Origin of the sequence: Anatilimnocola aggregata (assembly GCF_007747655.1) — a bacterium.
Taxonomy (GTDB): domain Bacteria; phylum Planctomycetota; class Planctomycetia; order Pirellulales; family Pirellulaceae; genus Anatilimnocola; species Anatilimnocola aggregata.
The window spans coordinates 4666689-4692662 of sequence record NZ_CP036274.1 but is presented as its reverse complement, the minus strand read 5'-3'; the positions used below and the strand labels follow the sequence as shown (position 1 = coordinate 4692662).

Annotated in this window: 20 protein-coding genes; 15 read left to right on the top strand and 5 right to left on the bottom strand. The window is 56.9% G+C overall.

Annotated elements, in window-relative coordinates; translation table 11 throughout:
• Positions 1-127: 127 nt before the first annotated feature.
• Together ETAA8_RS17500 and ETAA8_RS17495 are read right to left on the bottom strand one after the other, a co-directional pair.
• Positions 128-5482, bottom strand: a complete 5355-nt coding sequence (locus ETAA8_RS17500) for a beta strand repeat-containing protein (RefSeq protein WP_145091006.1) — start codon at positions 5480-5482, stop codon at positions 128-130.
• A 382-nt stretch (positions 5483-5864) separates the two neighbouring features.
• Positions 5865-6959, bottom strand: coding sequence for an alkene reductase (locus ETAA8_RS17495; RefSeq protein ID WP_145091003.1), 1095 nt, complete (start codon positions 6957-6959; stop codon positions 5865-5867).
• Positions 6960-7277: 318 nt separating this feature from the next.
• Between ETAA8_RS17495 and ETAA8_RS17490 the strand changes: the two genes are divergently transcribed.
• The 4 genes from ETAA8_RS17490 (at position 7278) to ETAA8_RS17475 (ending at position 9706) form a co-directional block, all read left to right on the top strand.
• Entirely contained in the window at positions 7278-7694 is a 417-nt protein-coding gene (locus tag ETAA8_RS17490; RefSeq protein WP_202921045.1) for an organic hydroperoxide resistance protein, read from the top strand.
• Positions 7695-7762: 68 nt separating this feature from the next.
• Positions 7763-8476, top strand: a complete 714-nt coding sequence (locus ETAA8_RS17485; RefSeq protein ID WP_145091000.1) for an SDR family NAD(P)-dependent oxidoreductase — start codon at positions 7763-7765, stop codon at positions 8474-8476.
• 68 nt (positions 8477-8544) lie between these two features.
• Positions 8545-8769 (top strand): tautomerase family protein, encoded by a 225-nt coding sequence (locus tag ETAA8_RS17480; RefSeq protein WP_145090997.1) that lies wholly within the window; start codon positions 8545-8547, stop codon positions 8767-8769.
• Between the two features lie 52 nt (positions 8770-8821).
• On the top strand, positions 8822-9706 hold the full coding sequence (locus ETAA8_RS17475; RefSeq protein WP_145090993.1) for an alpha/beta fold hydrolase: 885 nt from the start codon (positions 8822-8824) through the stop codon (positions 9704-9706).
• Between the two features lie 912 nt (positions 9707-10618).
• On the opposite strand, the gene ETAA8_RS17470 is transcribed toward ETAA8_RS17475, so the two are convergent.
• The gene (locus ETAA8_RS17470; RefSeq protein WP_145090990.1) at positions 10619-12127 is read right to left on the bottom strand and encodes a sulfatase family protein; all 1509 of its coding nucleotides are present in this window, start codon (positions 12125-12127) and stop codon (positions 10619-10621) included.
• A 1636-nt stretch (positions 12128-13763) separates the two neighbouring features.
• On the opposite strand from ETAA8_RS17470, the gene ETAA8_RS17465 reads away from it, so the two are divergent.
• The 11 genes from ETAA8_RS17465 (at position 13764) to ETAA8_RS17415 (ending at position 23433) form a co-directional block, all read left to right on the top strand.
• A complete protein-coding gene (locus ETAA8_RS17465) occupies positions 13764-14084 on the top strand; it encodes an ArsR/SmtB family transcription factor (RefSeq protein ID WP_145090987.1) in 321 nt (106 codons plus the stop codon).
• Between the two features lie 70 nt (positions 14085-14154).
• On the top strand, positions 14155-15102 hold the full coding sequence (locus ETAA8_RS35715) for a rhodanese-like domain-containing protein (protein WP_202921044.1): 948 nt from the start codon (positions 14155-14157) through the stop codon (positions 15100-15102).
• 56 nt (positions 15103-15158) lie between these two features.
• Positions 15159-16577, top strand: coding sequence for an MBL fold metallo-hydrolase (locus ETAA8_RS17455; protein WP_145090984.1), 1419 nt, complete (start codon positions 15159-15161; stop codon positions 16575-16577).
• 30 nt (positions 16578-16607) lie between these two features.
• Entirely contained in the window at positions 16608-17420 is an 813-nt protein-coding gene (locus tag ETAA8_RS17450; RefSeq protein ID WP_145090981.1) for a sulfite exporter TauE/SafE family protein, read from the top strand.
• Positions 17421-17430: 10 nt separating this feature from the next.
• Positions 17431-17973, top strand: coding sequence for a DsrE family protein (locus tag ETAA8_RS17445; protein ID WP_145090978.1), 543 nt, complete (start codon positions 17431-17433; stop codon positions 17971-17973).
• A 23-nt stretch (positions 17974-17996) separates the two neighbouring features.
• Positions 17997-18521 (top strand): hypothetical protein, encoded by a 525-nt coding sequence (locus ETAA8_RS17440; RefSeq protein ID WP_145090975.1) that lies wholly within the window; start codon positions 17997-17999, stop codon positions 18519-18521.
• 12 nt (positions 18522-18533) lie between these two features.
• A complete protein-coding gene (locus ETAA8_RS17435; protein WP_145090972.1) occupies positions 18534-19736 on the top strand; it encodes an NAD(P)/FAD-dependent oxidoreductase in 1203 nt (400 codons plus the stop codon).
• Positions 19737-19792: 56 nt separating this feature from the next.
• A complete protein-coding gene (locus ETAA8_RS17430; protein ID WP_145090969.1) occupies positions 19793-20401 on the top strand; it encodes a class I SAM-dependent methyltransferase in 609 nt (202 codons plus the stop codon).
• A 23-nt stretch (positions 20402-20424) separates the two neighbouring features.
• Positions 20425-21138, top strand: coding sequence for a class I SAM-dependent methyltransferase (locus ETAA8_RS17425; RefSeq protein WP_145090967.1), 714 nt, complete (start codon positions 20425-20427; stop codon positions 21136-21138).
• Between the two features lie 95 nt (positions 21139-21233).
• Positions 21234-22895 carry an FAD-dependent oxidoreductase gene (locus ETAA8_RS17420; protein WP_145090964.1) on the top strand — a complete coding sequence of 554 codons (1662 nt, stop codon included), beginning with the start codon at positions 21234-21236 and terminating at the stop codon, positions 22893-22895.
• Complete coding sequence (locus ETAA8_RS17415; RefSeq protein ID WP_261343558.1) at positions 22843-23433, top strand: sulfite exporter TauE/SafE family protein; 591 nt, start codon at positions 22843-22845, stop codon at positions 23431-23433. The genes ETAA8_RS17420 and ETAA8_RS17415 overlap by 53 nt, the downstream gene beginning before the upstream one ends.
• A gap of 417 nt (positions 23434-23850) precedes the next feature.
• Here ETAA8_RS17415 and ETAA8_RS17410 read toward each other — a convergent pair whose 3' ends face one another.
• Positions 23851-24051: a hypothetical protein gene (locus ETAA8_RS17410; protein ID WP_145090957.1), complete on the bottom strand. Its 201-nt coding sequence runs from the start codon at positions 24049-24051 to the stop codon at positions 23851-23853.
• A 1308-nt stretch (positions 24052-25359) separates the two neighbouring features.
• A complete protein-coding gene (locus ETAA8_RS17405; RefSeq protein WP_145090954.1) occupies positions 25360-25635 on the bottom strand; it encodes a hypothetical protein in 276 nt (91 codons plus the stop codon).
• Positions 25636-25974 lie beyond the last annotated feature (339 nt).

The window sequence follows — 25974 nt, the reverse complement described above, 5'->3', positions numbered from 1 at the left end:
ACCTTGGGCAGTGAGGCGAACGCCTCCCACGCTCTCAGTTAGTACGTGCGTCCCGACTTGTAGCCCGTCCGATGAAACTGCGTCGATGTGACCGAAGCATTGTCACATCGCCTTACTTCTTCCGAAGTTAGACGTTGTTGATGGTAATTTCAGTACTCGGCCTGTTGAGGTCGAGGAGCTTGTCCTTGACCGTGGCGCTGCCGGTGAGGTTGGCAAAGAACAGATCGAGAGCCCCGATGCCGCCGCTGAGCGTATCAGATACGCCGTCGGGATTGAGTTGCCCATTGAGATCGCTGGCGAGTTGAGCTGAGCGGGTCTGGTAAGAGCCGACTCCCGTCCAGTGAGCCAGCAGGTTGGCCAGATCGGCAGCGATTAGGTCGAAGTCCGTTGAACTGTCGATCAACAGATCCTCGCCGGCGCCCCCCGTGAGTTTATCGATGCCAGCACCGCCAATCAAAATGGCATGGCCAGCGGTGGAACCGCCTGGTGGCGTCCCTGCAACTCTGAGCGTGTCGTTCCCATTACCGCCGACGAGTACCGCGGGTCCGCTGCCGGCAACTAGCGTGTCGTTTCCTTCGCCACCAAAAACAATCGCGACGCCCGAACCGCTGGTCAGCGTGTCGTTGCCCCCCTTGCCATCGATTTGCAGCTTGCCGCTGAAGGCCGACGCATTGATGTTGTTGGCGCTCGCGCCGCCTGTGAGTTCGGCCGCTTCGATGCCATAGAACGTGATCGCGCCGCGACCGGTGCGTGTGAGCTTGGCATTGGTCAGGGTCATGGTCGCCGCGTTGTCGATCACGACGAGCGTGTCGACGCCGGCGCCGGCATTCACAGTTGCACTTCCCGCCCAGTTATCAAATGTGAACGTACCATCGACCGTGCCGGTAGTCGAAGTGAGAACTGCATTCTCGACGCTAACAAGCGAGACGGCCGTTCTGCCGGATCGCTGCAACTGCGACGGAGTCAGCACATAGTTGTCGCTGCCAAAATCATCAATCGTATCGGTGCCGCCTCCGCCATTTACGGCGAGCGTCCGCGTCCATTCGCTGACGGTGAACTTGTTGGCAGCGGCACCGCCAATCAAAGAAACGCTGGTGATGTCGGTCACCGTCACTGTTGCTGTCGTCGCGCCCGACGTTCTCGTCAGCAACGAGTTGGTCAGTACAAAATTGCCATCGCCGGTGTAGCTCAAGGTGTCGTTGCCCCCCGCGCCATCGATCAGCACATTGGCTGTCGAGTTGTTGATGACGAAGCTGTTGCCAGCGGCCGTGCCGGTGAGTTCGATTTGCTCAATTTGGCTATAACGATCCGTTGAGGTGCCGACGATCAATTGCGTGGCCAAGACCGAAGCTGCACCTGGTTGCTCGATGATGCGGTCGAAACCAGCGCCACCTGCAATCACATCGTTGCCGTTGCCGCCAATGAAGATGTCGTTCCCCGCATTGCCAGCCATCGAATCAACGCCATCGCCGCCGATGATCGTATCCGGGCCGCTGCCGCCGGAGATTGAATCGTTGCCGGCATCGCCGTAGATGGTGGTCGGAACGTTAATCGGCTTTGCCGCAGTCGATTCCACCACGATCGAGTCGTTACCCGACCGCCCCGAAATAATCATCCGGCTGATCGACGCGAGCGGGAACGTGCCGAGCGATCCACCGGGAGCCATGTAAACCGTAACCATGCCCGGAGACGTGGTGCGGACCACGATCGCATCGCTGATATTGTCACGCCCCGTAATCACTAGCACGTCGGGGTTCGTCGGGCCCGGATTCTCGGGATCGTCGACCAACACCGCCGTGCCGGCAGCAAAGTTCTGGATCGTAAGCTGATAGTCTTCCACTTCGCCATCATTGGCGAGTCCGGTTGGCAGCGTGGAACCAGCAGTGCTGATGCGGAAGCGAGCGTAGGTTGTGCCCGTGACTGCGTTATCCGGAACGGTCACCGCGAAGGTGTTCGCCCCAGTTGTGACGCTCAATCCACTGGCGATCTTCTCAGCCGCGTCGAACATGCCGTTGCGGTTAAAATCGATCCAGGCATCGACGATGCCCGCCGCGCTGGCGTTCAGCGTGACGTTGGCATTGATTCTCGGCTGCAGCGTGGTCGAGCTGAACGTCACGCCATCTTCGTCATCGGTGCCTGTGGCATCATCGCCGGTGGCCGTAGCGTTGGGCTGGCTGGCGGATTCATAATCGCGAGTTCCCAGCAGCGGCCCCGTGCCGGTGTCGCCTTCATAGTGCTGCGCTACGCCGTAGGTTACAGGGGCGTCGCCATAATCGTAGTCTGCCACATTGGTCAGGTTGATGGTGACCGATCCGGTATCGGTATAGATCCCGTCGCTGACTTGCACAGTAAGCGTGAACGTGGGGTTGGTGGTGAACACGAGCAGGCTACTATCGGCGACCGTAATCTCGCCTGCATTGTTGATCGCGAACGTACCGCCCGTGTTACCTGCCGTGATGGACCAGGTGAAAGTGGGGTTCGCATCGGGATCGGTAGCCGTGACAGTGCCAACCGCAGTTGCAATCGCGCTGTATTCAGGAATTGAGAATGGTCCGACCGCATCAACGACAGGCGGATCGCCAATAGCGGTCAGCGTTACGCTGGTCGCCGTGTAATTGATACGCAACGTTTCGCCGTTCAACGTGATCTCGTCGTTGTTGGCCAGTCCATTGAAGGTCCCGGATCGACTCGTCGCGGAAACAACCGTGAAGACGTTACCCAGCACTGGCGTGTGGCTGCCAGACAAAGCAAGATCAACACCGGTCAGGTTGACCGTACCGGCAACATTCAGCTGCGTGTACTGCGTATCCACCGTCGTGCCGTTGAGTACGATGTCCAAGTCGCTGCCGCTCGTAAAACTCGCCGTGCTGGCGGTAATATCAGCGCCCGAGCGATTCGGCTGATATTCTGCCGTGCTGCCGGGGGTGAGCAACAGTGTGCCGCCGCCCGTGTTGATCGAACCAGCTGCGCCGTTCTGCACAATATTGCTGGCGGAAATGAGCTCGACCGCGGTGCTCGCCGTACGTGTGATGTCTGCCGTAACGGTGATCGCTCCAGTTGTCGCCGAGCCGACGACTAGCGTTCCCGCTTCCACCAGGTCAAGTTCTGCGTCCGTCAGACTCAGGCTCCCCGCAACCTCCGATCCAAGCGTGATGCCTCGGCCGTTCGTCACTGTTTGCCACGTAACGGTTCCGGAGGTCGCGATCGCCCACGAGGTCAACTCGGCGTTGTCGGTTTCAATCGTGATGTTGCCGCCATTGGCCGCGACTCCGCCACTAGAACCGGAGTCGACGACGAATGTCTTGCCGGCTCCTGTCGTGATGGAAATTGGCGCTCCGGCGGCGTTGCTGTTGAGGCGGGAAGCGAACGCAATCGAGCGGATAATCTGCACATCGCCGCCAGCCGTCACCGTCACACCGGCCGCGCCGTCCGCTTCGGCATACGTCGTGGTATCGAGAAAAATATCGTTCACGGCATTCAGAACGAGGCCTTCGCCAATCACGTCGCCGGTTCCGAGCGCGGTGCCGAGGAAGATGTCGCGTCCCGAGTCGAGTGTGGTCGTGCCGCCCGACGAATTGATGCCGTAGTTGGAATTGTGTTGCGTCACCAGATCAGAGGTTGATCCCGTTGTCGTCAGCGTGATGTCGCCGGGAGCTTTTACCACTTGGCTGACCGTCAACGTGCCGCCGGCAGTCACTGCAATTCCATTGCCCGCGCCGGTGACATTGATGCCCGTGGCTCCAATGCCTCGGCCACCGACATCCACCGTATTTATCGTCATCGCGCCACTATTGGTAACTTCAAAGTTTCCGCCCGAGGCAGAACCGGCGAGCGAGGCGATCATGTTGCTCGTGCTGGTCAGCGCCACCGAGTTCCCCTTGGCAGCCAACTGCGAAGCAATGATGGCTCCGCCTGAGCTGGTCGAAATCGTGCCGCCTGCCTGGAGCGCGACGGCTGCGCTGGACGTCAGCGTGAATCCATCCGCGAAATCGGTCGTCAGGCCTGTAAAGGAAATGTCGCCGGTCGTGATGATCCGCAGCGTATCGACGATACCCTCGTCGAGAGCAGCCAGTTCGGCGGGCATGAAGTCCATGCCGCCAGCATTGAACGTGCTGTTGAAGGCGACATTAGCCGTCGTGGAGATTTCCACGGCGGGCGCGGAGACCGAATGCGGTATGGCTCCGTTGAGCGACAGCGAATTAGTCTCGAACCGCAGCGTGCCGGTCGACGAGTTGCCGCTGATGCTATTGGCGACGTTGACGGCCGGGGCGCGCAGGGTGATCAAGTGCGAGACGTTGTCAACGAGGTCTATGGCACCCGAAACGGTGATGGTGCCTGCTGCTTGAACCGTGAGGTTGGTGGCATTGATAGCATTCAGTTCGTTGTTCGTCAGCCCCGCGTTGCCCAGCGTCAAGTTAGCGCCAGCGCCGACGGTCTGCAGCACTACGTTCGCGGCGCCGAGGCTTTGCCCCTCATCAAGATCGATGCTGTCGGCAGCGAGCGTGATTGTTTTGTTAGTGCCATTCGCACCGATGGGCCTGTCGGTGGTAATCGAGTGAGTAGCGGTGACCGACAAGCTGACGTCGCCGTTCGTCACCTGGATTCCGTTGACGTTTACCAGCCCAACCGTCAAATTCGCGTCGTTATTGAATTTGAAGTTGCCGGCCCCACTTACCCCACCAGCAATTGTCCCCACTACATTCGCGGCCGGCGACAGATCGACTCCACCAGCGCCATCCGCACGCACCGAAGCAGCCGTGATGGCTCCAGCGGAAGTTTGCGTCACCGTAAAGTTGCTCGGCACCAAAGTACCTGCAATCAGCGTGACGTTGCTCCCCGCCGCGTTAATTGGCGCTTGCACGGAAACGCTCGCGCCGAGAGGGATGAGGCTGACGTTACCTGTTGAATTAATCGCGTGATCGACAGTAATTGCGGCACCAAGAACCGCGGTCGCAAGACTCAACCCACTCACACTAAGCGGGCCCGTTGTCAGATCGATATGGTTGGCAATCGCAACGATAGACTCGTTGGCGAATTCGGCGCTGCCCGCGATCTCGACGTTCTCGAATCTCAACGGACTTGCGTTTTCGCTAAACACATTAATGGTTGTGAAGTCCGCGAGATTGAAAGTCGCGGTGGAGACGCCACCTGATTGTGCGTTGCCATTAACCAAGCCAGTTGTGCTGGAAACTGACAAGATTCCGGCCGCAGCGGAGATCTTCACGTTATCGTTCGCGTTCGTCGAGATGACCAACTCGCTACCATTGTCGACAACAGCAACCGCAAACATCGAGCGCTCTTCGAGCGCTTCCAAGCGCAATGACTTCCGCGCAGCTCGGCGAATGCCGTTCTTTGCTCGCTCCGCCGAAGGGCCTTTATCACTCAACAGAGCGTGCTTGAGCGATTGAAACCAGCGCTTAACAGACTGATGCATGACGATGCCACCGATGTAGTTCTTGAAGCAGAAGATGAACCAAAACATCGGGAGGGCAGGATCCCGAACGCATCGTTATAACATCGGCATTGCTTGGGGAGCAGCGTGCGAGAAACTTATCAATGGAAATTGCTGAAGTAATACGCAAGCGTGGTGGACTTGAGCGGTTTACCGATCGAATCTTGAGGGCCGTTGAACTCGACCTGGGCAAAAATCGGTCAGGTCAAGCCGGTTCAATTTCAACGAAAGTCGCAATAAAGTTTTCCCCAGTCAGCAGCAGGAGGTTAGCTCCCTAATTTCCCTAGGTCCGACACTTCGAAGTGAGCCCCCGCGCTCTCCGGTTAGTATCTGCGTCCCGACCAGTACTCCGGACCGAACGAGGCTCTGTTATTCTTTGGCCCAGGTGACCGAAGTAGTTCAGCAAGTGCGATCATGCTGCCGATGAATGCTCCGCTTCTGCAGCCGTAACACTTGCGTCTAATGCCGGATAGTCCGTGTAGCCTTGCGGTCCTGAGCCGTAAAACGTGCGCGGATCGGGCGTATTGAGCGAGGCGCCGAGCGCGAATCTTCGAGGCAAATCAGGGTTTGCGATGAAGAGTGCGCCGAACGCAACTGCGTCGGCGTCGCCTGCAGCGAGCACTTGATTTCCAGTCTCGAAGGTGAAGCCTTCGTTGGCGATATAGACGCCTCCAAACTTCCGTTTCAGTTCGGGGCCGAGCCGGCCGGCGCCAACGGATTCGCGGGCTGCAATGAAGGCAATGCCGCGTTTGCCGACTTGCTCGGCGACGTAGCCAAAGGTGACTGCTGCGTTCGAATCTCCCATCGAATACATGTCGCCACGCGGCGCTAGATGCAGACCCACACGTTTGGCGCTCCAGACGGAAGTAACTGCGTCGGTGACTTCGAGCAGGAGCCGCGCGCGGTTCTCAATCGAGCCGCCATAGTCGTCGGTACGGTGATTCGAACCGTCCTGCAGGAATTGATCCAACAGGTAACCATTCGCGCCGTGGATCTCCACGCCATCGAAGCCAGCGCGCTCGGCATTCTCCGCGCCTTGCTTGTAGGCCGCGATAATGCCCGGAATCTCGGCCGTCTCGAGTGCACGAGGAATCGCAAACGGTCGCTCTGGTCGCAACAGATGGAGATGACCAGCCGGCGCGATAGCGCTGGGAGCGACGGGCGATTCGCCAGCGAGGTACCACGGATCCGAAACTCGCCCCACATGCCACAACTGCAACAGAATCCGTCCGCCGGCTGCATGCACCGCGCGCGTTACCAGCTTCCAGCCTTCGATCTGTTCGTGCGACCAAATGCCCGGCGTATTCGGATAGCCCACGCCCATCGGCGTGACGCTAGTGGCTTCCGTCAGCATCAGCCCCGCGCCTGCCCGTTGCCGATAATATTCTGCCATCATCGCATTCGGAACACGTCCCGCGCTTGCCCGGGTCCGCGTCAACGGTGCCAACACCACGCGGTTTGGTAATTTCCAATCACCCACGACGAGAGGATCAAGTAGAGTCGACATTTGAGTTTCCTCGCTTTGGTAGGAGCTATCTGGCGGAGCCTCTGCTCGCCACTTTCCGAGATATACCCGTGTGGTTAGTGAGTCTTACACACGCGGCAAAGCAACTCGACGGGAATGAAGCCCTGCAAGTGGCGATGGACTTATGCCTATGCCGCGGAATCGGTGTCATATCGCCGCAAATAGGTCCGAATCTTGTTTTGCTTCATCTGCTGATTTAGGTGCCAGGAACGGCGCCTGTCCAGTCGCCACGCCTAGTACATGTGAAGCCGGATAGACACAGACGACCGTCACGATACTGACTCAATCTAGGAGATGATGATGACTCAGACCGAAAAAATCTTGTACACCTCACGAACCCACACCAGCGGCGGCCGGGATGGCACCTCGCGCAGTTCAGATGGACGACTTGATATCAAACTTTCGTCACCGGGCATGGCCGGGACGGGCACCAATCCAGAGCAACTCTTTGCCGCCGGTTGGTCGGCCTGTTTTATGAGTGCCATGATGCTGGTCGCTGGCAAGATGAATCGAAAACTGCCAGCAGACGCCGCCATTGATGCAGAAGTCGACTTGGGCCTGTGCGGCGACGAATTCCTGCTACGCGCACGACTGAACATCAGCCTACCTGGACTGGAACGCGAGACTGCCCAGGCGGTGGTGGATGGCGCACACCAAATCTGCCCGTATTCTCGGGCCACGCGAGGAAATATCGACGTGTCAATCAACCTCGTCTAAGCCACGGATCGCTTCATCGACTTTTGCAAAGAACCATAAGCCATTTCAAAGTGAACTGGAGAAGTGTTGTGAACAACCAACGTAAAGTAGCTGTGATTACAGGTGCCTCGCAAGGAATTGGTGCCGGCCTCGTCAGCGGATTTCTCGAACGCGGTTACTGCGTCGTCGCGAACTCGCGGTCCATCAAGGCAGAAGATTCACCAAGTTTGCTCACTGTTGCCGGCGACATTACCGATCCGGCGGTAGGTGTGCGCGTGATTCAACGTGCGGTCGAGAAATTTGGCCGCGTCGATACCCTTGTCAACAATGCCGGCATGTTCATCGCCAAGCCCTTCACAGAGTACACCGCAGCCGACTTTGCCGCGAAGCTTTCGCTCAACCTGGCAGGTTTCTTTTTCGTTTCGCAACAAGCTGTCCGTCAGATGCTCTCGCAGCAGAGCGGGCACATTGTCAACCTGACCACGACCCTCGTAAACCAACCAGTGAAAGGAGTGCCGTCAGCGCTGGCGTCGCTCACGAAAGGAGGCCTGGACGCGGTAACACGTTCGCTGGCCATCGAATATGCGGATCAGGGCATTCGCGTCAACGCGGTGGCCCCGGGAGTTATCAAGACACCAATGCATGCCCCCGAGACCTACGATTTCCTCTCCCGTCTCCATCCGCTGGGGCGCATGGGAGAGATTCAAGAAATCGTCGAAGCGGTACTGTACTTGGATTCGGCTTCGTTCGTCACCGGCGAGACTCTGCACGTCGACGGCGGTGCTCATGCCGGCAAGTGGTAAGGCGAAGCAATCTTACTTCCGCTTGCCGTAGTCCAGTTTTTTAAAACTCCCTTTGCAGGAAAGCTAACATGCCCATTGTCACCGTTCAGATCACGCGCGAGGGTGCGACACCTCAGCAGAAAGCAGAAGTCATCCGCGGCATGACCGAGGTACTTACACGCGTGCTCGATAAGCCGCCTGCCTTGACCCACGTATTGATTCAGGAAGTAGAAACAGAGAATTGGGGTGTCGGGGGCTTACCCGCCTTGGAATACCGACAACAAACGGGCCTCCCGGTGAAGCGTAATCAATAGGCTAGTCAGAGACACACGGTACGCAGGCGCTAGTCGTTGGAGAGGAGACACCATGAGCCAACGCACTTACTATCGCACGATTAAAGTAGACGGGCTTTCAATCTTCTATCGAGAAACCGGTTCTCGGGATTTGCCCACACTGCTCTTGTTGCATGGTTTGCCATCGTCTTCTCGGATGTACGAGCCTCTTCTGGCTCGCTCGGCCGACCGCTTCCACCTCGTTGCCCCGGACTACCCCGGTTTTGGCCACAGCGATTGGCCCGATCCGAATCTATTTCCATACACGTTCGACCGGATTGCTGCCGCCATGACGGGCTTCACCGAGGCGCTTGGCCTATCGGAATACACGCTGTTTATGCAGGATTACGGTGGCCCAGTCGGGTTTAGGATGGCACTCGCGAACCCCCAGCGAATTCGAGCACTAATCATTCAAAATGCGGTGGCGCATAACGAAGGCCTGGGACCGCGCTGGGCTGCACGACGTGCCTTCTGGGAAGATCGGATCGCTCACGAGGAGGCAATGCAAAGTAGCTTGTTGTCGTTAGCAGCGGCAAAACTCCGGCATCTCGGTAGCGATCCTCACGTCGAACTTTACGACCCCGACCTGTGGGGCGACGAATATGAATTTCTGTGTTCGCCAGGCCAGCGACGAATTCAAAGCGATCTTTTCTACGACTATCGCACGAACGTCGCCGCTTACCCTGAGTGGCAAAGATGGCTCCAACAGACGCAGCCAGACCTGCTGGTGCTGTGGGGCAAATACGATCTCTCGTTCGACATCCGCGAGCCTGATCGCTATCGGCACGACGTCCCTGATGCCGAGATTCATATCTTGGATGCAGGCCATTTCGCGCTCGACACCAAGGCCGACGAGATTGCGTCACTGATTCGTGAGTTTAAGCAGCAAAAAAGCGAGTCATCAATGTCCAGCGGTTGACCATCCCTCACTTCTGAATGTGTACCGACACTCCCATGCCGCTTCGTTCTGACAGGCCGACGTAGAGCCGAGCCAGTTACCTTTTGCGCTATATGGTTAGTATCTGCGTCCCGACCATTACCCTGAGCCGAACGAGGCTGTTAACCAAATTTCGGGCGAAACCAGAGAGCGGCGAGAGTTCTCGCGAGAGTGGCGGCGAAATCGGCCGTGGGGCAAAAATAGAGAGCGCTGCAGGGACGCCCGAGAGAGTTCGGTACTCGCCGTAACTCCTTGCAGAACGACGCGTAAACGACAAACGCCGGTAGAACTCTCTGGCTGGCGTTTCGCGTTAACCGTTGGGTCGGTCCAAGTTAGGGCCGAAATAGGAGCTCCCTGATCGGGACTCTCCTACTAGCCGCGCTCTCTGTTTTTCGTCTGAGGTTGGTACGCGGTATTGTGTTAAGCAGTAATGAGGAGAGTTCGGCCGGATACCCCAGTCGTGAGTTTTGAACTCAGGTTAACAGCACAGAGAATGAACTTCGCCATCGCTGTAAAGTTGGGCTGTTACCTAACCATCGTTGCGGAACGAACACCTGCTCACCTTCTTGGTGCGGACAGCTAACGACCGCCAAGTTCAGTCAGGGTTACCGGCTTGCGCGATCTTATTGAACTGCTCGTCTTCGGCCACCTCACAAGGTACCGCGAGTGGGATCACCCGAAGCAACCACTAACTTAAAGGGGTATTCCTCCGTCTTGAGCCGCGACAGGACCGCGCCTTCGGCACGATGAGCCCACACAGCAGCCGCGGCCAGCGCGATGTGCTAGTGAAGAGGAAGTTGCGACGAGTCGAAGTAACCAGGTCGACGTAGGGGAATTACCAGCGCGACATTGTTTGCTTCCAGAAGTTGGATCACAGGTGGGAGGGGGAGAAGGCTATTTCTTTTTCTTGCCGTCAACGGAGGCCGCGCGCAGGCGCACCGCTACATCGTTTTTTAGCGGCTTGCCCGGGGTGCTGCGGCCATCGTCAATCGATTTTTGTAACAGGGCCAGCAGCCGTTCGACAACTGCCGGGTTTGCCGCGGCCAAATCGGTGACCTCCCCTGGGTCGGTGTCGAGATCGTACAGTTGCTCGCGCGCGTTGCCTTTCGTCGCGTCGCCCGCCGCGCCCACCAGTAATTTCCACTTTCCCTGACGAATCGCCAGCATGCCATTGGCCGCCTGGTGAACGACATAGGGGTGCGTGGGTTCAGTCAATTGCTTTCCTTGCAGAAGTGGCCAAATACTGAAGCTGTCCTCGCCAACATCCTGGGTCCGGCTGGCACCAATCACATCGAGTGATGTGGCCAGCAGATTGGTGTGACAAATCGTTTCGTCGCAGGTCGTCCCCGCTTTGATCTTGCCTGGCCAACGAGCGACGAACGGCACTCGGTGACCACCTTCCCAAATGTCGGTCTTGTAGCCGCGGAACGGACCACTCACCTTGTGCCCCGCTTGCTGCAGCGGCGGCAAACCGGTGTAGGTGGCGTGACCATTATCGCAAGTGAAGATGAAGAGGGTGTTGTCGGCCAGTTGATATTTTTCGAGCGCAGTAATGATCTCGCCAACGGCCCAGTCGCTTTCCATAAAGAAGTCAGCCAGGTCGTTAATGCCACTCTTCCCCTTAAACCGTGCGGACGGTGCGATCGGCTCGTGCGGCGAAGTGAGCGGAAAGTATAAGAAGAAGGGCTGCTTCTCCCGTGCCCGCGTGCCGATGTATTCCACCGCCTGCTCCGTGAGCTTGGGGAGGATCGCATCGAACTGCCAGCCCGGCAACATCGGCCCCAGCCGGCCATTCAAATCGCGCACCGTTTTCATGTCCGTGGGCTGCCCCACCGTGCGTTCGTTGTCGATGAAGCAATAGGGCGGATAGTTTGGAACATCAGTGCCAAAGTAGCGATCGAAGCCGCGTGCGGTCGGCCCACCTTTAATTGGCTGATCGAACACAACTTCGCCACCCTGACGCGGCCAATCCCAACCCAAGTGCCACTTGCCGATGCACGCAGTATGATAACCGTGCCCCTTCAGCAGTGATGCCACCGTCGGCCGATCGGCAGCAATCAACGGCGGATCATAAGGCCCGAGCACTCCGCGCCGCAGGTGCGTTCGCCACGCATAACGACCGGTGAGAATGCCGTACCTCGTTGGCGAACAGACCGCCGAACCCGAATGGGCATCGGTAAACTTCATCCCTTCCTTCGCCAGCCGATCGATATTGGGTGTCGGAATCTTACTCTCCGGATTGAAGCATCCCGCATCGCCGTAGCCGAAGTCATCCGCCAGCACGAAGACGATGTTCGGCTGCTGCGGCGCGGCAGTTTGTTCCGCGGAATGTAGTTGGCGACTTGCGTTGCCGACCACCGCGGTAGCAACGATCAAGACAGCTAAGTTGTGCAGTAATCGCATAGTTCATTGCTTCACAAAAGAGCCGACCGTTTCACCGACTGCGAACCACCCGCAGACACATCAAACCGCCAAAACGAGCAGAGATTCTATCACTCTACAGATCGCGATTCATCTGAATCTGCTGGGAACGCAGTACCAGCCTCGGCCCGCTTCCTTTCCACTCAATAGCGGCAACTCAACCGCCACTAATCCGAGTCTTTCACTTTCCCTTTCCGAGGCACCTGCCTCACGCAATCTCCCCAATCCTCCGCTGAGCGGCCGAACAGAAATTTCCATAATTCGCAGCGTGACGACAGTGTCTTTTCATCGATAAGCTCGCTTCGTTCAACAACTTCCGACTCGCCAGTCATGGAAAGTTTCCAAATTTGATTTCCACAATCCACTCTCGATTTCACTCTCCGATGGCATTCGCTCACCGAATCGGCCTACTCAGAAATTTCCATAATCCACAATCTGCTTGGCCTGTCTTTTTGTTCTTAACCTCTTCCCGTGCATCACCTTCCAGGTTGCCAGTATCGGAAACATTCCATTTTCAATTTCCATTATTCGCGCTCCACGCTTCGACCCGTAGCCAACCCGCGCACACACATCGACTTTCCCGCTAATGCCGAATTCACTTCCCTTAGTAATGTTTACTTGCGATAGCGTAGCATACTATGTCCTTGACAAAACTTCAATAGTTGCTGAAAATAATAGGGCCGTCGTGCTCACCGAACAAGTCACAAAACTTCGCGAAGCGCGCTCATGATTCAAAGCTTCATCGCAGCAATGCGCGTGCCGACAACCCGCGGCCATCTTCTCCAACGATTCGTCGCTCCCTGTGCACAACCCTCTACGTGACAGTACTCTCTTTTTCGATTTTCATAAGTAATTGTGAGAGCGGTACTTGCCGATTCCGAGTCCCGATCGGTGTCCGAAGCGGTCGCAACCCTTTTCGAACTTTTTGAGCATCCGGTTAACAGCGGTGCGCATTCTCTGCGCTCTCGGATGCGATTGTGCAACGTCGTCCGACAGCTCATCCGAAGTCGACTGTAGTTTCAGATGGCCAACGGTCCCGGCGGGGTGCAAAAAAAACGCACTCCTATCATTCGCTGCGTCAAACCCAGTGTAATTCGATGGTCAACGTATTTCAGTCGCTCTTGCTCGTAATCGCCGGCGCCACACAGAAGGAGCTGGCCCGCCAGATCAAATACCTGAAGGTCGAGAACCAGATCCTCAGGTCGAAGTTGCCGAAACGCATCATGGTCACCCCGAAGGAACGGTTTCGATTTGAAAAGCTATTCTCGCAATTTTGCGGCCTGAGTTTCAGGAGCCTTCTTTGCATCTTGGCTCGCGGATTCATGCCCGAAGGGAATAGGCTCAGTCAGATCGCCCTCCGAAAACACCCCCGGTAAAATCTAAGACGCGGTGGCAAGGAGTTCACCACCGACGCACGGCTCATATCTGCCGTTGAACTCCGGGAAATCTGTCTTCAGCTCGGGGCCGGGCGCGCGAACTCGCACAAATACTGTGCGGAGTGTGCGTTGTCGTCATAGCTGTCACACACTGGCAAATGCCTGTTTCTGAGTAAGGAAGCGGAAATGATAGATTGACACATCGGAATCTTCCGATATCATTGAGCAAGGAGAAGAGAGCTATGGCCGCCAAAACAAAGACAAAGCTGACTAGTTTAGAGGCACTTGCTCAAGCGGCAGAGTGCTTGAAAACGCTGGCGCATCCCCACCGCTTGCGAATGGTACAGTTAATGCTCCAGGGGCAACACACCGTGGGCGAGCTGGCGGAAGCATGTGAAATTCCAAGTCACATGGCTTCGGAGCATTTGCGGCTCATGCAGCGTTGCGGTTTTTTGAAGGCGGATAAGGAGGGTCGTTTCGTGTACTACTCGGTAGCCGAGCCACATTTGGCCAGCATCATGTCCTGTATTGAATCGCGCTTCGGCGTCGAAACTGTTCGGTAGTCTTTTTTTTGACTCATACATCGTCACATCACGACATTACCATACGTCACAACCGGTAAAGGAGTTCACCATGCCCCAGAGCATCACCCCTCAAGAGCTTGAAAGCCTGCGTCGAGCCGGCAAGCAGTTGGAATTGATCGACGTTCGCACCCCGGCTGAGTTTCGCGAGCTTCACGTCAATTTTGCCCGCAATGTTCCGCTAGACCGACTCGATCCGAAAGCGATCCAAGCTGAGCGCAACGGTAACGCCGATCAGCACCTCTACGTTGTCTGTCGTTCGGGGAGCCGTGGCAAACAGGCGTGCGAAAAACTTCTTGCAGCGGGCCTGGTCAACGTGGTCAACGTTGAAGGAGGTACGCTCGGCTGCGAAGCAGCCGGGCTGCCCGTGGTTCGCGGCAAAAAAGCGATTTCGCTGGAACGCCAGGTGCGCATTGCGGCCGGGTTTCTGGTGTTGGTCGGTGCCGTGCTGGCGATAACGGTCCATCCCTACTTCGCCGGTCTATCGGCGTTCGTGGGTGCCGGGCTAATGTTCGCCGGCATCACGGATACTTGTGGAATGGCAATGATCTTGGCCCGGATGCCGTGGAATCAAGTTTCGGGCAACTCGAGCGCGTCTGGGGCTGCTTGTCGCGTGGGTGCATTCCTCTTTGCTGCTGCCGTTCTCGCGCCGGCTTCGACGTTTGCTGTGGAGCATACGAAGGATTCACTCGCAACGGTCCAGCTTGGCGTGGCCGAACAAAAGGCCGTATTGGTGGACGTGCGTGAAAAGGAGGAGTGGGAAGACGGCCATCTCCGTGATGCACGGCTCCTGCCGCTGAGCGCCTTGGAGCAAGGCGTGCGCAAAGAAGATCTGGCGCGGGTGCTTCCAAAGGACAAAGTGATCTACCTGCATTGTGCCGCCGGTGGTCGGTGCGTGCAGGCGGCCGCAATCCTAAAGAAGCAAGGGTACGACGTGCGTCCCCTCAAGCCAGGTTTTGATGCCCTGCTCGACGCTGGATTCCCCAGTGCCAAGCGTTAATGAATGAAAACACCAAGCTTCCAGCTTTTTCCCACAAATTCGAAGGAGTCCCAATCATGCAACTCAAGCAATACTATCTCGGCTGTCTCTCGCACGCTTCCTACCTCATCACCGACGAGAAGACGCACACGGCGGTCGTGGTCGATCCGCAGCGTGACGTCGAGCAATACATCGCGGACGCCGCGGTAGTCTGCTGCGAAGTCAAATACGTTTTCCTGACGCACTTCCACGCTGACTTTCTCGCGGGTCACATCGAACTGCGGGACAAGTGCGGGGCGAACATCTATCTCGGTCAACGTGCCGAGCCGGAATTCGCAGCGACGAAGGTGAAAGACGGAGATCGAATCGAATTTGGCGATGTGCGTCTGGAGATTCTGGAAACACCCGGCCATACACCCGAAGGCATCTCGATCTTGGTGTATGACCTCGCCAAGAACAAAGAGAAGCCCTATGCCGTGCTGACCGGCGACACGCTGTTCATTGGCGATGTTGGCCGACCGGATTTGCTCGCATCGATCGGCGTCACGGCGGACGAACTGTCCGACATGCTCTACGACTCGCTCACCAACAAACTGGTGAAGCTGCCCGATGAGACGCTCGTTTATCCGGCCCACGGTGCTGGCTCGATGTGCGGCAAGAACCTGAGCAAGGATACCGTTTCCACGATCGGTCAGCAGAAGAAGTTCAATTATGCCTTGCAGCCGATGAGCCGTGCGGAGTTCAAGAAGATCGTCACTGAAGAGCAACCGGAGGCACCGAGCTACTTCGTTCACGATGCGATTCTGAACCGTAAAGAGCGGCCAAATCTGGATGAGACATTGTCCGAATCGCTAAACGCGCTATCGCTTGAGGAAACACTGCGACTCAAGAACCAGGGCGCACAACTTCTCGATGTCCGTGAAGCCATTGACTTTGAGGGCGCGCATCTGGCTGGTTCGATCAATGTCGGTATTCAAGGAAAGTACGCAACCTGGTGCGGAACGGTGCTCAACCACGATCATCCCATCGTGGTTGTGACGGAAGTTGGTAAAGAATCCGAGGCGGTTATGAGATTGGGACGGATCGGCTATGACAATGTCGCTGGTTACCTCCGCGATGGCATGGATGCCTTACGTCATCGGCCCGACTTGGTCGCCAAGATTGACCGCATCACAGCCGTGGCGCTTTCGGAGCAACTGGCTTCGAATGCCGCGCCGACCGTAGTGGACGTGCGCAGCGAGAAAGAGTGGGCGGCTGGACATATCGCCGGCAGCGTGAATATCCCGCTGAATCACCTGAATGATCGCGCCGGCGAGATTGAAAAAGGACGCCCCGTCGTCGTGCATTGCGAAGGGGGCTATCGCTCTGCCATCGCGGCCAGTGTGCTGGCAAACGCAGGTCGTCCCGACGTGCTCGATATGGTCGGAGGCTTCAAAGCCTGGGCGGCTTCCAAGCTGCCGGTGCAAGTTGAAACCACGGTTGGCACAGGAGCCTAACTCAATTCGGTCACGGCGAAAGGATGTTTCGTGTTGTTGCTCACCTTACTACTAGGAGCCCTGGTCGGGTTCTCCCTCGGTTTAACCGGGGGAGGAGGCGCGATCTTCGCCGTGCCGCTGCTCGTGTATGGATTGGGCGTGCCGGCGCGGGAAGCAGTTGGAGTTTCTCTACTGACGGTGGGCAGCACTTCACTAGTGGGCTTCGTGCAACGGGCGTGGCGTGGGATGGTCGAATTCCCGACAGGCTTGCTGTTTGCCATTGCCGGTATGCTGGGTGCGCCCCTGGGATCGTGGTTGGCCGACCGCATTCCAGAGGCGGTTCTGCTAAGCCTGTTCGCGATGCTCATGCTCGTGATCGCCGTTCGAATGTGGACCAAGGCCAGAGACGCGACCGCTCGCTTGCCGATCATCATGGACGACAACGCGGGCCCAACTTGCCGCCGAGATCCGGAAGGCAAACTCCGCATCACCTCGCAATGCGCGATGCTCCTCGGACTCGTTGGTTTGGGCGCAGGTGTACTTTCGGGGATGTTTGGCGTTGGTGGCGGGTTCATCATCGTGCCGGCACTGGTCATGTTCAGCGGCATGGGGATGCAGAGAGCCATCGGCACGTCGCTCTTGGTGATCACACTCATCAGCGCCTCAGGAACTGCCAACCATTTGTTGGCTGGCAAGGACCTCACCTTGGCAACGGCGGGTGTGTTCACGGCAGGGAGCATCGCCGGGCTCTTTGCCGGTAGCGCACTTGCTCAGCGATTAGCCGGGCCAGTCCTCCAGAGAGTCTTCGCAGCGGCGATTGTTGTCGTCGCGCTATACGTCATTTTTCGTACCGTTTGGCACTAGGAGATCATTCATGCGTGGTTTAGCGCTCGTTTTCGCGGGACTCGTTTCCGTCGCTACCTATGGAGCGGTTGCCGATGGTCCGGCCTTTGTCTTTCCGCAAATCGCACGCTTTGGCGGGATCGTGCGGACACCTGAAGCAGCCGAGCCACCACGGCGCGGAGCGAAGATTGTCTTCGATATTGTTGCCGATAGTAAACACGACGAACTGAACAAAGGGCTCGAAAGCGTGGCCCGTTACTTGAACCTCAACGCGGAAGCGGGCCATAAACCGGCCGACGTGAAATTGGCTCTCGTGCTGCACGGCAGCGCCACCAAAGCGGCTCTCGGTGATACCGCTTATGCGAAACACACTGCCGCGACGAAGAATCCGAACCTGGAACTGATTCACGAGTTGAAGGCCTGTGGTGTCGAGGTCTTTGTCTGCGGCCAGTCTTTGGCTCGCAACAAGTTCGCCGCCGCTGACGTGGCCGGCGATGTGGCCGTGGCCGTATCGGCCATGACGGTCAACGCCAACAAACAATTCGATGGCTACGCTTACATTTCAATCCACTAACGCCCTTTTAGCTGGAGCATCACATGAACATTCAAGGACTTGGAGCTGCTGTGTTGGTTGTGGCAGGACTTCTCGTTACCTCGCCCGTCATGGCACAGCCGGGACCAGGGAAAGGCCCGATGGGCAGAGGGCCAGGCAGTGATACGGCCTTCGTGGCCGATCGCGATCTGTTTCACGATCTTCTGGAGCATCGTGACGACATTCGACGCGATGTCAAAAAGACGGACCAGGGTGTCGAAACCTTGACCGAATCCGAAAAGCCGGAAGTCGTGGCGGCGGTTCAAAAGCATGTGGCTTCGATGGAGAAGCGGGTCAAGGACAAGCAGCCAATCCACCTGCGTGATCCGCTGTTCGCCGAAGTCTTCCGCCACACTGACAAAATCAAGTTCGTCTATGAAAAGACTGAGAAGGGGATGCGCGTGACGGAAACTTCGGACGATGCCTATGTCGTCAAACTCATTCAAGCCCATGCCGATGTTGTTTCCTTGTTCATCAAGAACGGATTCGACGAAGTCCGTCGCAATCACGATCTGCCGGCCAAGCCGTAAGAAAGACGACCGATGACTGCTCCAGCGTTCAAAGATCACTACCAGGTCTTAATTCTCGGCGGCGGCACAGCCGGCATCACCGTGGCGGCGCAACTGCGCCGCAAGCTGAGGATCTACGATGTCGCCATTGTGGAACCCTCCACGAAGCATTACTACCAACCGTTGTGGACGCTAGTCGGCGCGGGCGTATTTCCGAAAGAGCAAAGCGAACGCGAGGAATCGGCGTTCATTCCGTCAGGAGCTGACTGGATTCACGAGCATGTCGCCGAGTTCCATCCCGCCGAGAATTACATCGTGACGCGGCAGGGGCGGAAGATCGGCTACGATTTTCTCGTGGTGGGCCTCGGCATTCAAATCGATTGGGGAAAAATCCCCGGACTGAAAGAGGGCCTCGGCCGTCAGCAGATCTGCAGCAACTACTCCTACCAACAAGTCGACTACACGTGGGAATGCGTGCGCAACTTCAAGGGTGGCACGGCTCTGTTCACGATGCCGAATACGGCCGTCAAGTGCGGCGGTGCGCCGCAAAAAATCATGTACCTCGCCGAGGATCACTTTCGTCGGTCCGGCGTGCGTGACAAATCCCAAGTTATCTTCGCATCGGCGCAGGGAAATCTATTTGCCGTCGAAAAGTATCGCAAGACCCTGGAGAAAGTTGCCGAGCGGAAAGCCATCAACCTCCGGTTTAAGCACAACCTCGTGGAAGTGAAGCCCGACGCAAAAGAAGCAGTCTTCGAGCATCTCGACACGCACGAGCGTATTACCATTCCCTTCGAAATGATCCACGTCACGCCGCCGATGAGCGCGCCGGACATCATCAAGTCGAGCCCGTTGGCGAACGCTGCCGGTTGGATGGATGTTGACAAATACTCCCTACAGCACCCCAAGTATCCCAACGTGTTCCCGATCGGTGATTGCAGCGGCTTGCCGACCTCGAAAACCGGTGCCGCGATTCGCAAGCAGGCACCAGTGCTCGTGCAGAATCTCATCTCGGCAATCAAGGGGGAGCCACTGGCGGCCAAATACGACGGTTACACTTCCTGCCCGATTGTTACGGGCTACGGTAAACTGGTGCTTGCCGAATTCGATTACGAAGGTAAGCCCCAAGAGACATTTCCGTTCGATCAGTCGAAGGAGCGTCTCTCAATGTATCTGCTCAAGGCCTACGCTTTGCCGCGACTGTATTGGGATGGCATGCTGCGGGGACGAGCCTGATCTGACGGATCGATTGCCGGTTGGTTACCTAACCGACGACGTGGAGTAGTTGCCTTATGGATCGTCGCTCGCACTGGGAGAATGTCTATCACACGAAGTCAGCCACTGACGTGAGCTGGTTTGAAGCAGAGCCAACCACGTCGCTGTCACTGATTCAGAGTATTGCGCCCGGGGGTCGGATCATTGACGTTGGCGGCGGTGCTTCATTGCTCGTCGATTGTCTTATCGCCGTTGGGACGTGGGAAGTGACGGTACTTGACGTTTCAGCCGCGGCGCTGGAATTGGCCCAGACCAGACTTCAGGAGCGGGCCCACCGTGTGAAATGGATTCAGGCCGATATTACGGAAGTTCAGCAACTCGGCACCTATGACATCTGGCATGATCGGGCTGTATTTCACTTTCTCACCTCGCTCGATGATCGTGCCGCGTATTTGGCTCAACTGAGGCGAGCATTGCGCCCGGGCGGATACGTCGTCTTCGGCACCTTCGCCCTCGATGGCCCCGAAAAATGCAGTGGACTGCCCGTTTGTCGCTATGACGCTCGGTCGCTTGCAGCAACATTGGGGGCGGACTATTCACTCGTTAAGAAGTTAGAACATTCTCATCCCACCCCCGGCGGCACGACGCAACGGTTTACGTTCGCCGTATTTCGTAGGGCGGTTTAACCCAGCACATAAGAGGTACCATCATGCGGAACAAAAAACTTGCGATCAGTCGCTTTACTACGGCGATGGTCCTGCTGCTCACAACCGCCACGTTCTATGGACAAGATAAGAGCGTCGCTCCCGGCATCAACAAACCTTTTCAGAAGCCGGATGTAGGCGAGTTCCAAGGGAAGTTTGAGAAGGAAGGGCGAGAGGCATTCGATCATCGTGACAAGATCGTCGAAGCTTGCCAGGTCCGCGCCGGTATGGCCGTTGCCGACGTCGGGGCTGGCACAGGCCTCTTCACACGCCTGTTCGTGCCGCTGGTTGGCGAAAAAGGGCGAGTCTTTGCCGTCGATATTTCTCAAGACTTCGTCGATCACATCGTGATTGCGGCGAGGAAAGGCAATCTAAAGAACATTGAAGGTGTGGTCTGTAAGCCAGATTCAGTGGGACTCCCCGAGATGTCTGTCGATCTCGTGTTCATCTGCGACACCTACCATCACTTCGAGTTTCCCCACAAGACGATGCAATCGATTCACAAGGCTCTCAAACCGGGTGGCCGAGTGGTGTTGGTCGATTATCAACGCATTGCCGGCAAGAGCACCGACTGGGTTATGAATCACGTCCGGGCGGGGCAGGAGGTCGTCGAGAAGGAAATCACCGAATGCGGATTTAAGCGGGTAGCCGAAGTAAAGGACCTGCTGAAGGAAAACTACCTCGTTGTGTTCGAGAAAACGGAGTCATCGAAGCCGTAATTGGCCGCCTTCGGTCGAGGCCGACCTGCATTCTTTTTCGATTAGTTTTTACGTTTGAAGTCGTAGTCCTACCGGGACAGGAAGGAACCACTCCCATGAAACTCCTCATCGTCGGCGGCGTCGCTGGAGGTGCCTCGGCCGCCGCTCGCGCCCGCCGGCTTTCGGAAGACGCTCAGATCATCCTCTTCGAGCGGGGGCCGGATGTGTCTTTCGCCAATTGCGGTTTGCCTTACTATATCGGCGGCGAGATCGCTGAGCGGAAGAAATTGCTTGTCACCTCACCGGAAATGTTGCGTTCCCGCTTCAAGCTCGACGTGCGAATTCGGTCGTCGGTTGAGGCCATCGACCGCTTGGCCAAGATCGTCCGTGTTCGTGACCTTGCAACGGGACGGGAATACGAGGAAGCCTATGACAAGCTGATCCTTGCGACCGGGGCGGCTCCCTTTCGACCTTCGATTCCCGGCATCGACTTGCCCGGCGTGTTCACGTTGCGGAACCTTGAAGACACCGACCGGATCAAGGAGCAGGTTCACCGGGGCGTGAAGCAGGCTGTTCTAGTGGGTGGCGGCTTCATCTGTCTGGAACTAGCCGAGAATTTCATTCGACGTGGTATTTCGACCACCGTTGTCGAGAAGAATGGGCAAATCCTAACGCCCTTCGACAACGAGATGACCACGCCCATCGTTCAAGAGTTGGCGAACAAAGGCGTCACACTACCGCTCGGCCAGGCTGCTGAAGCGTTGGAGCAGACCGCCGATGGCTTGGTCGTCTGCTTGAATTCCGGGCAACGAATTCCTGCTCAACTGGTCATCTTCGGAATCGGTGTGCGCCCCGAAAATAAGTTAGCGGTCGATGCGGGGCTGGAAGTCGGACCTCGTGGAGGCATTCGGGTCAACGACCACCTGCAAACCAGCGACCCGGACATCTTCGCGGTGGGTGACGCCATCGAGGTCAAAGACGTGGTATCGGGCGACGCGATTCAAGTACCGCTCGCCGGACCAGCCAACCGCCAGGGACGGATTGCTGCCGACAATGTGCTCGGTCGCTCGGTAACGTACCGTGGGACGCAGGGGACCGCTATTCTCGGCTTCTTCGAACGCACGGCAGCAATCACCGGCGCTTCGGAAAAAGTCCTGCGTCGAGTCAACCGGCCCTTCCGCATGATTTATGTTCACCCTGCGCACCACGCGGGCTACTATCCAGGCGCGGAAGGCATGACGCTGAAACTGCTCTTCGATCCCGACTCGGGACGTGTCCTCGGCGCACAAGCGGTCGGCGGCGCAGGCGTTGACAAGCGGATCGATGTTCTCGCCGTCGCCATCCAAGCAGGCATGACCGTATTCGATCTGGAAGAAATGGAATTGGCCTATGCGCCGCAGTATGGGTCGGCGAAAGATCCGATCAATATGGCAGGGTTTGTCGCCGCAGGTTTATTGCGCGGCGATCATCCACAAATCGATGTCGCAGCGCTAATGGCCCTTCCGCCGAACGCCCGGCCGTTTCTACTCGATGTGCGAACACCAGAGGAGTTTGCCAACGGGTCGATACTGGATGCCGTTAATATTCCGGTCGACGAGCTTCGGTCACACCTGAAGGATCTTCCTGCAGATCGCGAAATCGCTGCCTATTGCCAAGTGGGACAACGAGGCTATCTCGCGACCAGGATTTTGCGGCAGGCAGGCTTCAACGCGAGCAACGTCAGCGGTGGGTATAAAACTTTCCTACTTTATCGACAGGGCAACGACTCTATTCAATGAGTACAGTTGCCGTGAACTACCTCGCACCGAGGAGTGTATTGTGCAGTGGTCACTACTATTCCTGTTTGGCGTCGGCATTGGTGTCCTAAGCGGAATGCTGGGGATCGGCGGCGGCGTTGTGCTGGTACCGGGACTGATCTTGCTGTTCGGATTCAGCCAAGCTGAAGCGCAAGGCACCAGTCTTGCCGTGATGATTCCACCAATCGGCATTTTTGCAGCTCTCGTCTATTACCAGCACGGATTTGTGCGTTTGCCGGTCGTTGGACTTATCGCCTTGGGATTCATGGTTGGAGCCTTTTTCGGGGCGAAACTTGTGCCGCATCTGCCGCTGGAGTTTCTGAGAGTCGTGTTCGGTGTTTTATTGCTTTACCTGGGCTTTGCATTTGTGTTGAGCCCGCGAGGAAATGCCATCCACGTCGCGTTACCTGCCGGAATTGCAACTGCTATATCGTGCTTGGCAGCGTATCTGCTTCGGTATCCCAAGCGAGACATCAAGCCGCCGCAACGGCCAAGTGATCAGCAGGACTACCACATATAAGCCGTGTTGCTGTTTGCTGAGTTTTATCGTGCGTCTAAATATACTTTCGCTCACTGGACCCGCCACCCACGGCGGCCCATGATTCGACCGATACCACTTTGCCGTTCGGCTCTTTACGCCTTGCTAGTAGCCGATGTTCCGGACGCGGTGAGGACTGGAACAATTCCTTCCGCGTTCGCTGGTGCAGCTAACGGAAGTTGCAGGTGAAGCATTTTGCGTTGCGGGTTACACCAGTTGGTCATCAGCCAGATGAGCCGCTTGCGGTCGATGCCCTAGCCCCACGGCGTCCAGATCGGACGGGTGTCGCAAAGGTGGATTTGCTCGGGCGTCGGTTCGGTTTTCGGCCCGTTGTCGCGAAACACCACCGAGTTAATTCGCGACTCGCTCACCCCTGTGCCTTATAGGTAGCATGGCTTCCTAATGGGCCCTCTTGATCGCTAAATCCACCAAACTCCTGATCGGGTTTACCGTATCGAGTCTGAAGGCGATCCCGGTCGAGAACGCCGCAGCAGCTGCTTTGAGCTCATTAGCCCATCCCCAGCGAAGTTGATCTTCTTCCATCCAGCCGCAAATTGTCTCGATATTCTCACGGCAACCTCCGACGCCCCAGCGGTTCATCTGAGCTGCTCGGTCGCTGCACTTGCAGCCATGCCACCCCGAGACCCCCAGACTCGCCAGTAGCTTCTCCAGTTCCGTGCCGGGGCCGGTTGTTGGCGTCTGCTTCAAGCTGGATGGCAATCGCCCCCACAACGCTCCATACCGCGAATCGTTCCAGTAAAGCCAGCAAAAACGGCAATCGCGTCGTCGGACCCACGGTTCACCGACCTGGCAACTGTCGCAATGGCAAGGACGTTTCATTCCGTGATCGTGACGCGCATGGTGCCGGTAAAGGTAGGCGGATCAATGCCTGGCGTCGTACCCCAAGCCCAGACGCTGATGTTGACCGTCGCCTGTAGAAAACACGGGCTCAGGAAGCGAAGAGGATGCTCCGGTGACGTACTCGCTGAAAGGCAATCCTAGTTCGATCTACGACAACTGCTTGGACTTTGAACCCGCTGTACTTCATGCTCCTCGACGATAGCGATTACGGCTTCAACGTTCAGCCAATGGGCTCCGTGGTCTGCAGCACTTATGGTTAGTTCTGCTGCAGGAAATGCGGTACGGGTTGAAAACGACAAACTCGCAAAGCTGTACCGTACCGTTTTGCGCTCAAGGCATCCACGCAGTTTTCTAAGCCAGCGAAGTGCCGAATTCTGGCGGGAGAAGTGAACTGCTACTCGCTATTCGGCTTAGGGGAAGTCGGAACTAAGGGCGGAGGGAAACGAACGTCCTCTTCCAACAAGTTCCCCGACTGCTCCCACGCCTCAGGTCTCATCTTTCGGTCGATCTGCTCGAGGGGCCAGAAGAGCCAACTCGCCAGCTCACTATCAATCCGGTAATCATGCTCACGTGATATTTGGCGGAACATTCTCCCATCAACATTGGAAACTCCAACTCGCGGGATTCCTCCCGGCACCACCAACGCCAAGTAGCTCCCCACGTACAGCACCGGAAGCAGCAGCAAGACGATGGCGACGATGAGGGGTGCGCGGTTGGTCATGGCATTCGCTTAGACAGGTGATTCCGAAACCTCCAATAGATTCTCGCAAGCAAAAAGCAGCACAAAATGGCCAGCAAGAGCTCTAACCGGCGGATTCCTCGGTAACTGAGTGCATCGAATGCTGAAGCAGCCATAATCACTGCGAGCGCTATGGGCACGTACAGTACCGCCCCACAAAACAAAAGATTCAGGGTATCTCGAAATAAAGACGGCGTGGCCTCAAGGGGAGGATCGCTTGATGGTTGAGGTGACTCGTAGGGGTTCTGTTCCATACGCCCAATTCTACTCGCGCACGAAAAAGCCCCGCTAGAGTTGCGGGGCTCGATCTACTCGGTTGGCTCTCCCGAACTTGGATTAACAGCCGGTGGGCACATCTTCAGCGACGATTGCCTGTACTTCAGTTCGCCATAGCGGTAGTGCAACCACATCCGCAGGTCTTGGCTTGCAGCGCGGGCACGCTCTACAAACCGAACTAGCTCATCGTCGCCTGGAAAGCCACGCTCACGCATCCGCTTTGCCAGCTGTGCGTAGCGGCCAAGGGAAGCCAGCTCCTGTTCAAGTAAGACTTCGATCTGTTCGAGCGTGAGTTCTGACGAGTCCATGCCGGTAGTGTACGGATGGATAGGTGACGAGAAAAGCAGGCCCCAGACTGTGTTCGAGTTGCGACACAGGTCATGCGTGAAATTTTCGCAATGACATCACCTGTCATCCGCGTGCTAAAAATCTTGAAGGTGATTCAAGGCACTGCCCCGCCACGATGAACCTCGCCCCGGTGCTGCTCGTGCCGGGGTCGTTTTATGCGCTCGTGCTGATTTGCGCACGAAAAAGCCTGACTGCAACGCTCACCTGCAAGCGTCGTCACAATCAGGCATCTTGGCGGCAACCTGCTTGAATGCCGCCGCAAATCAACTCTTACCTTCAATTCGGCGGTGTCAAACGGT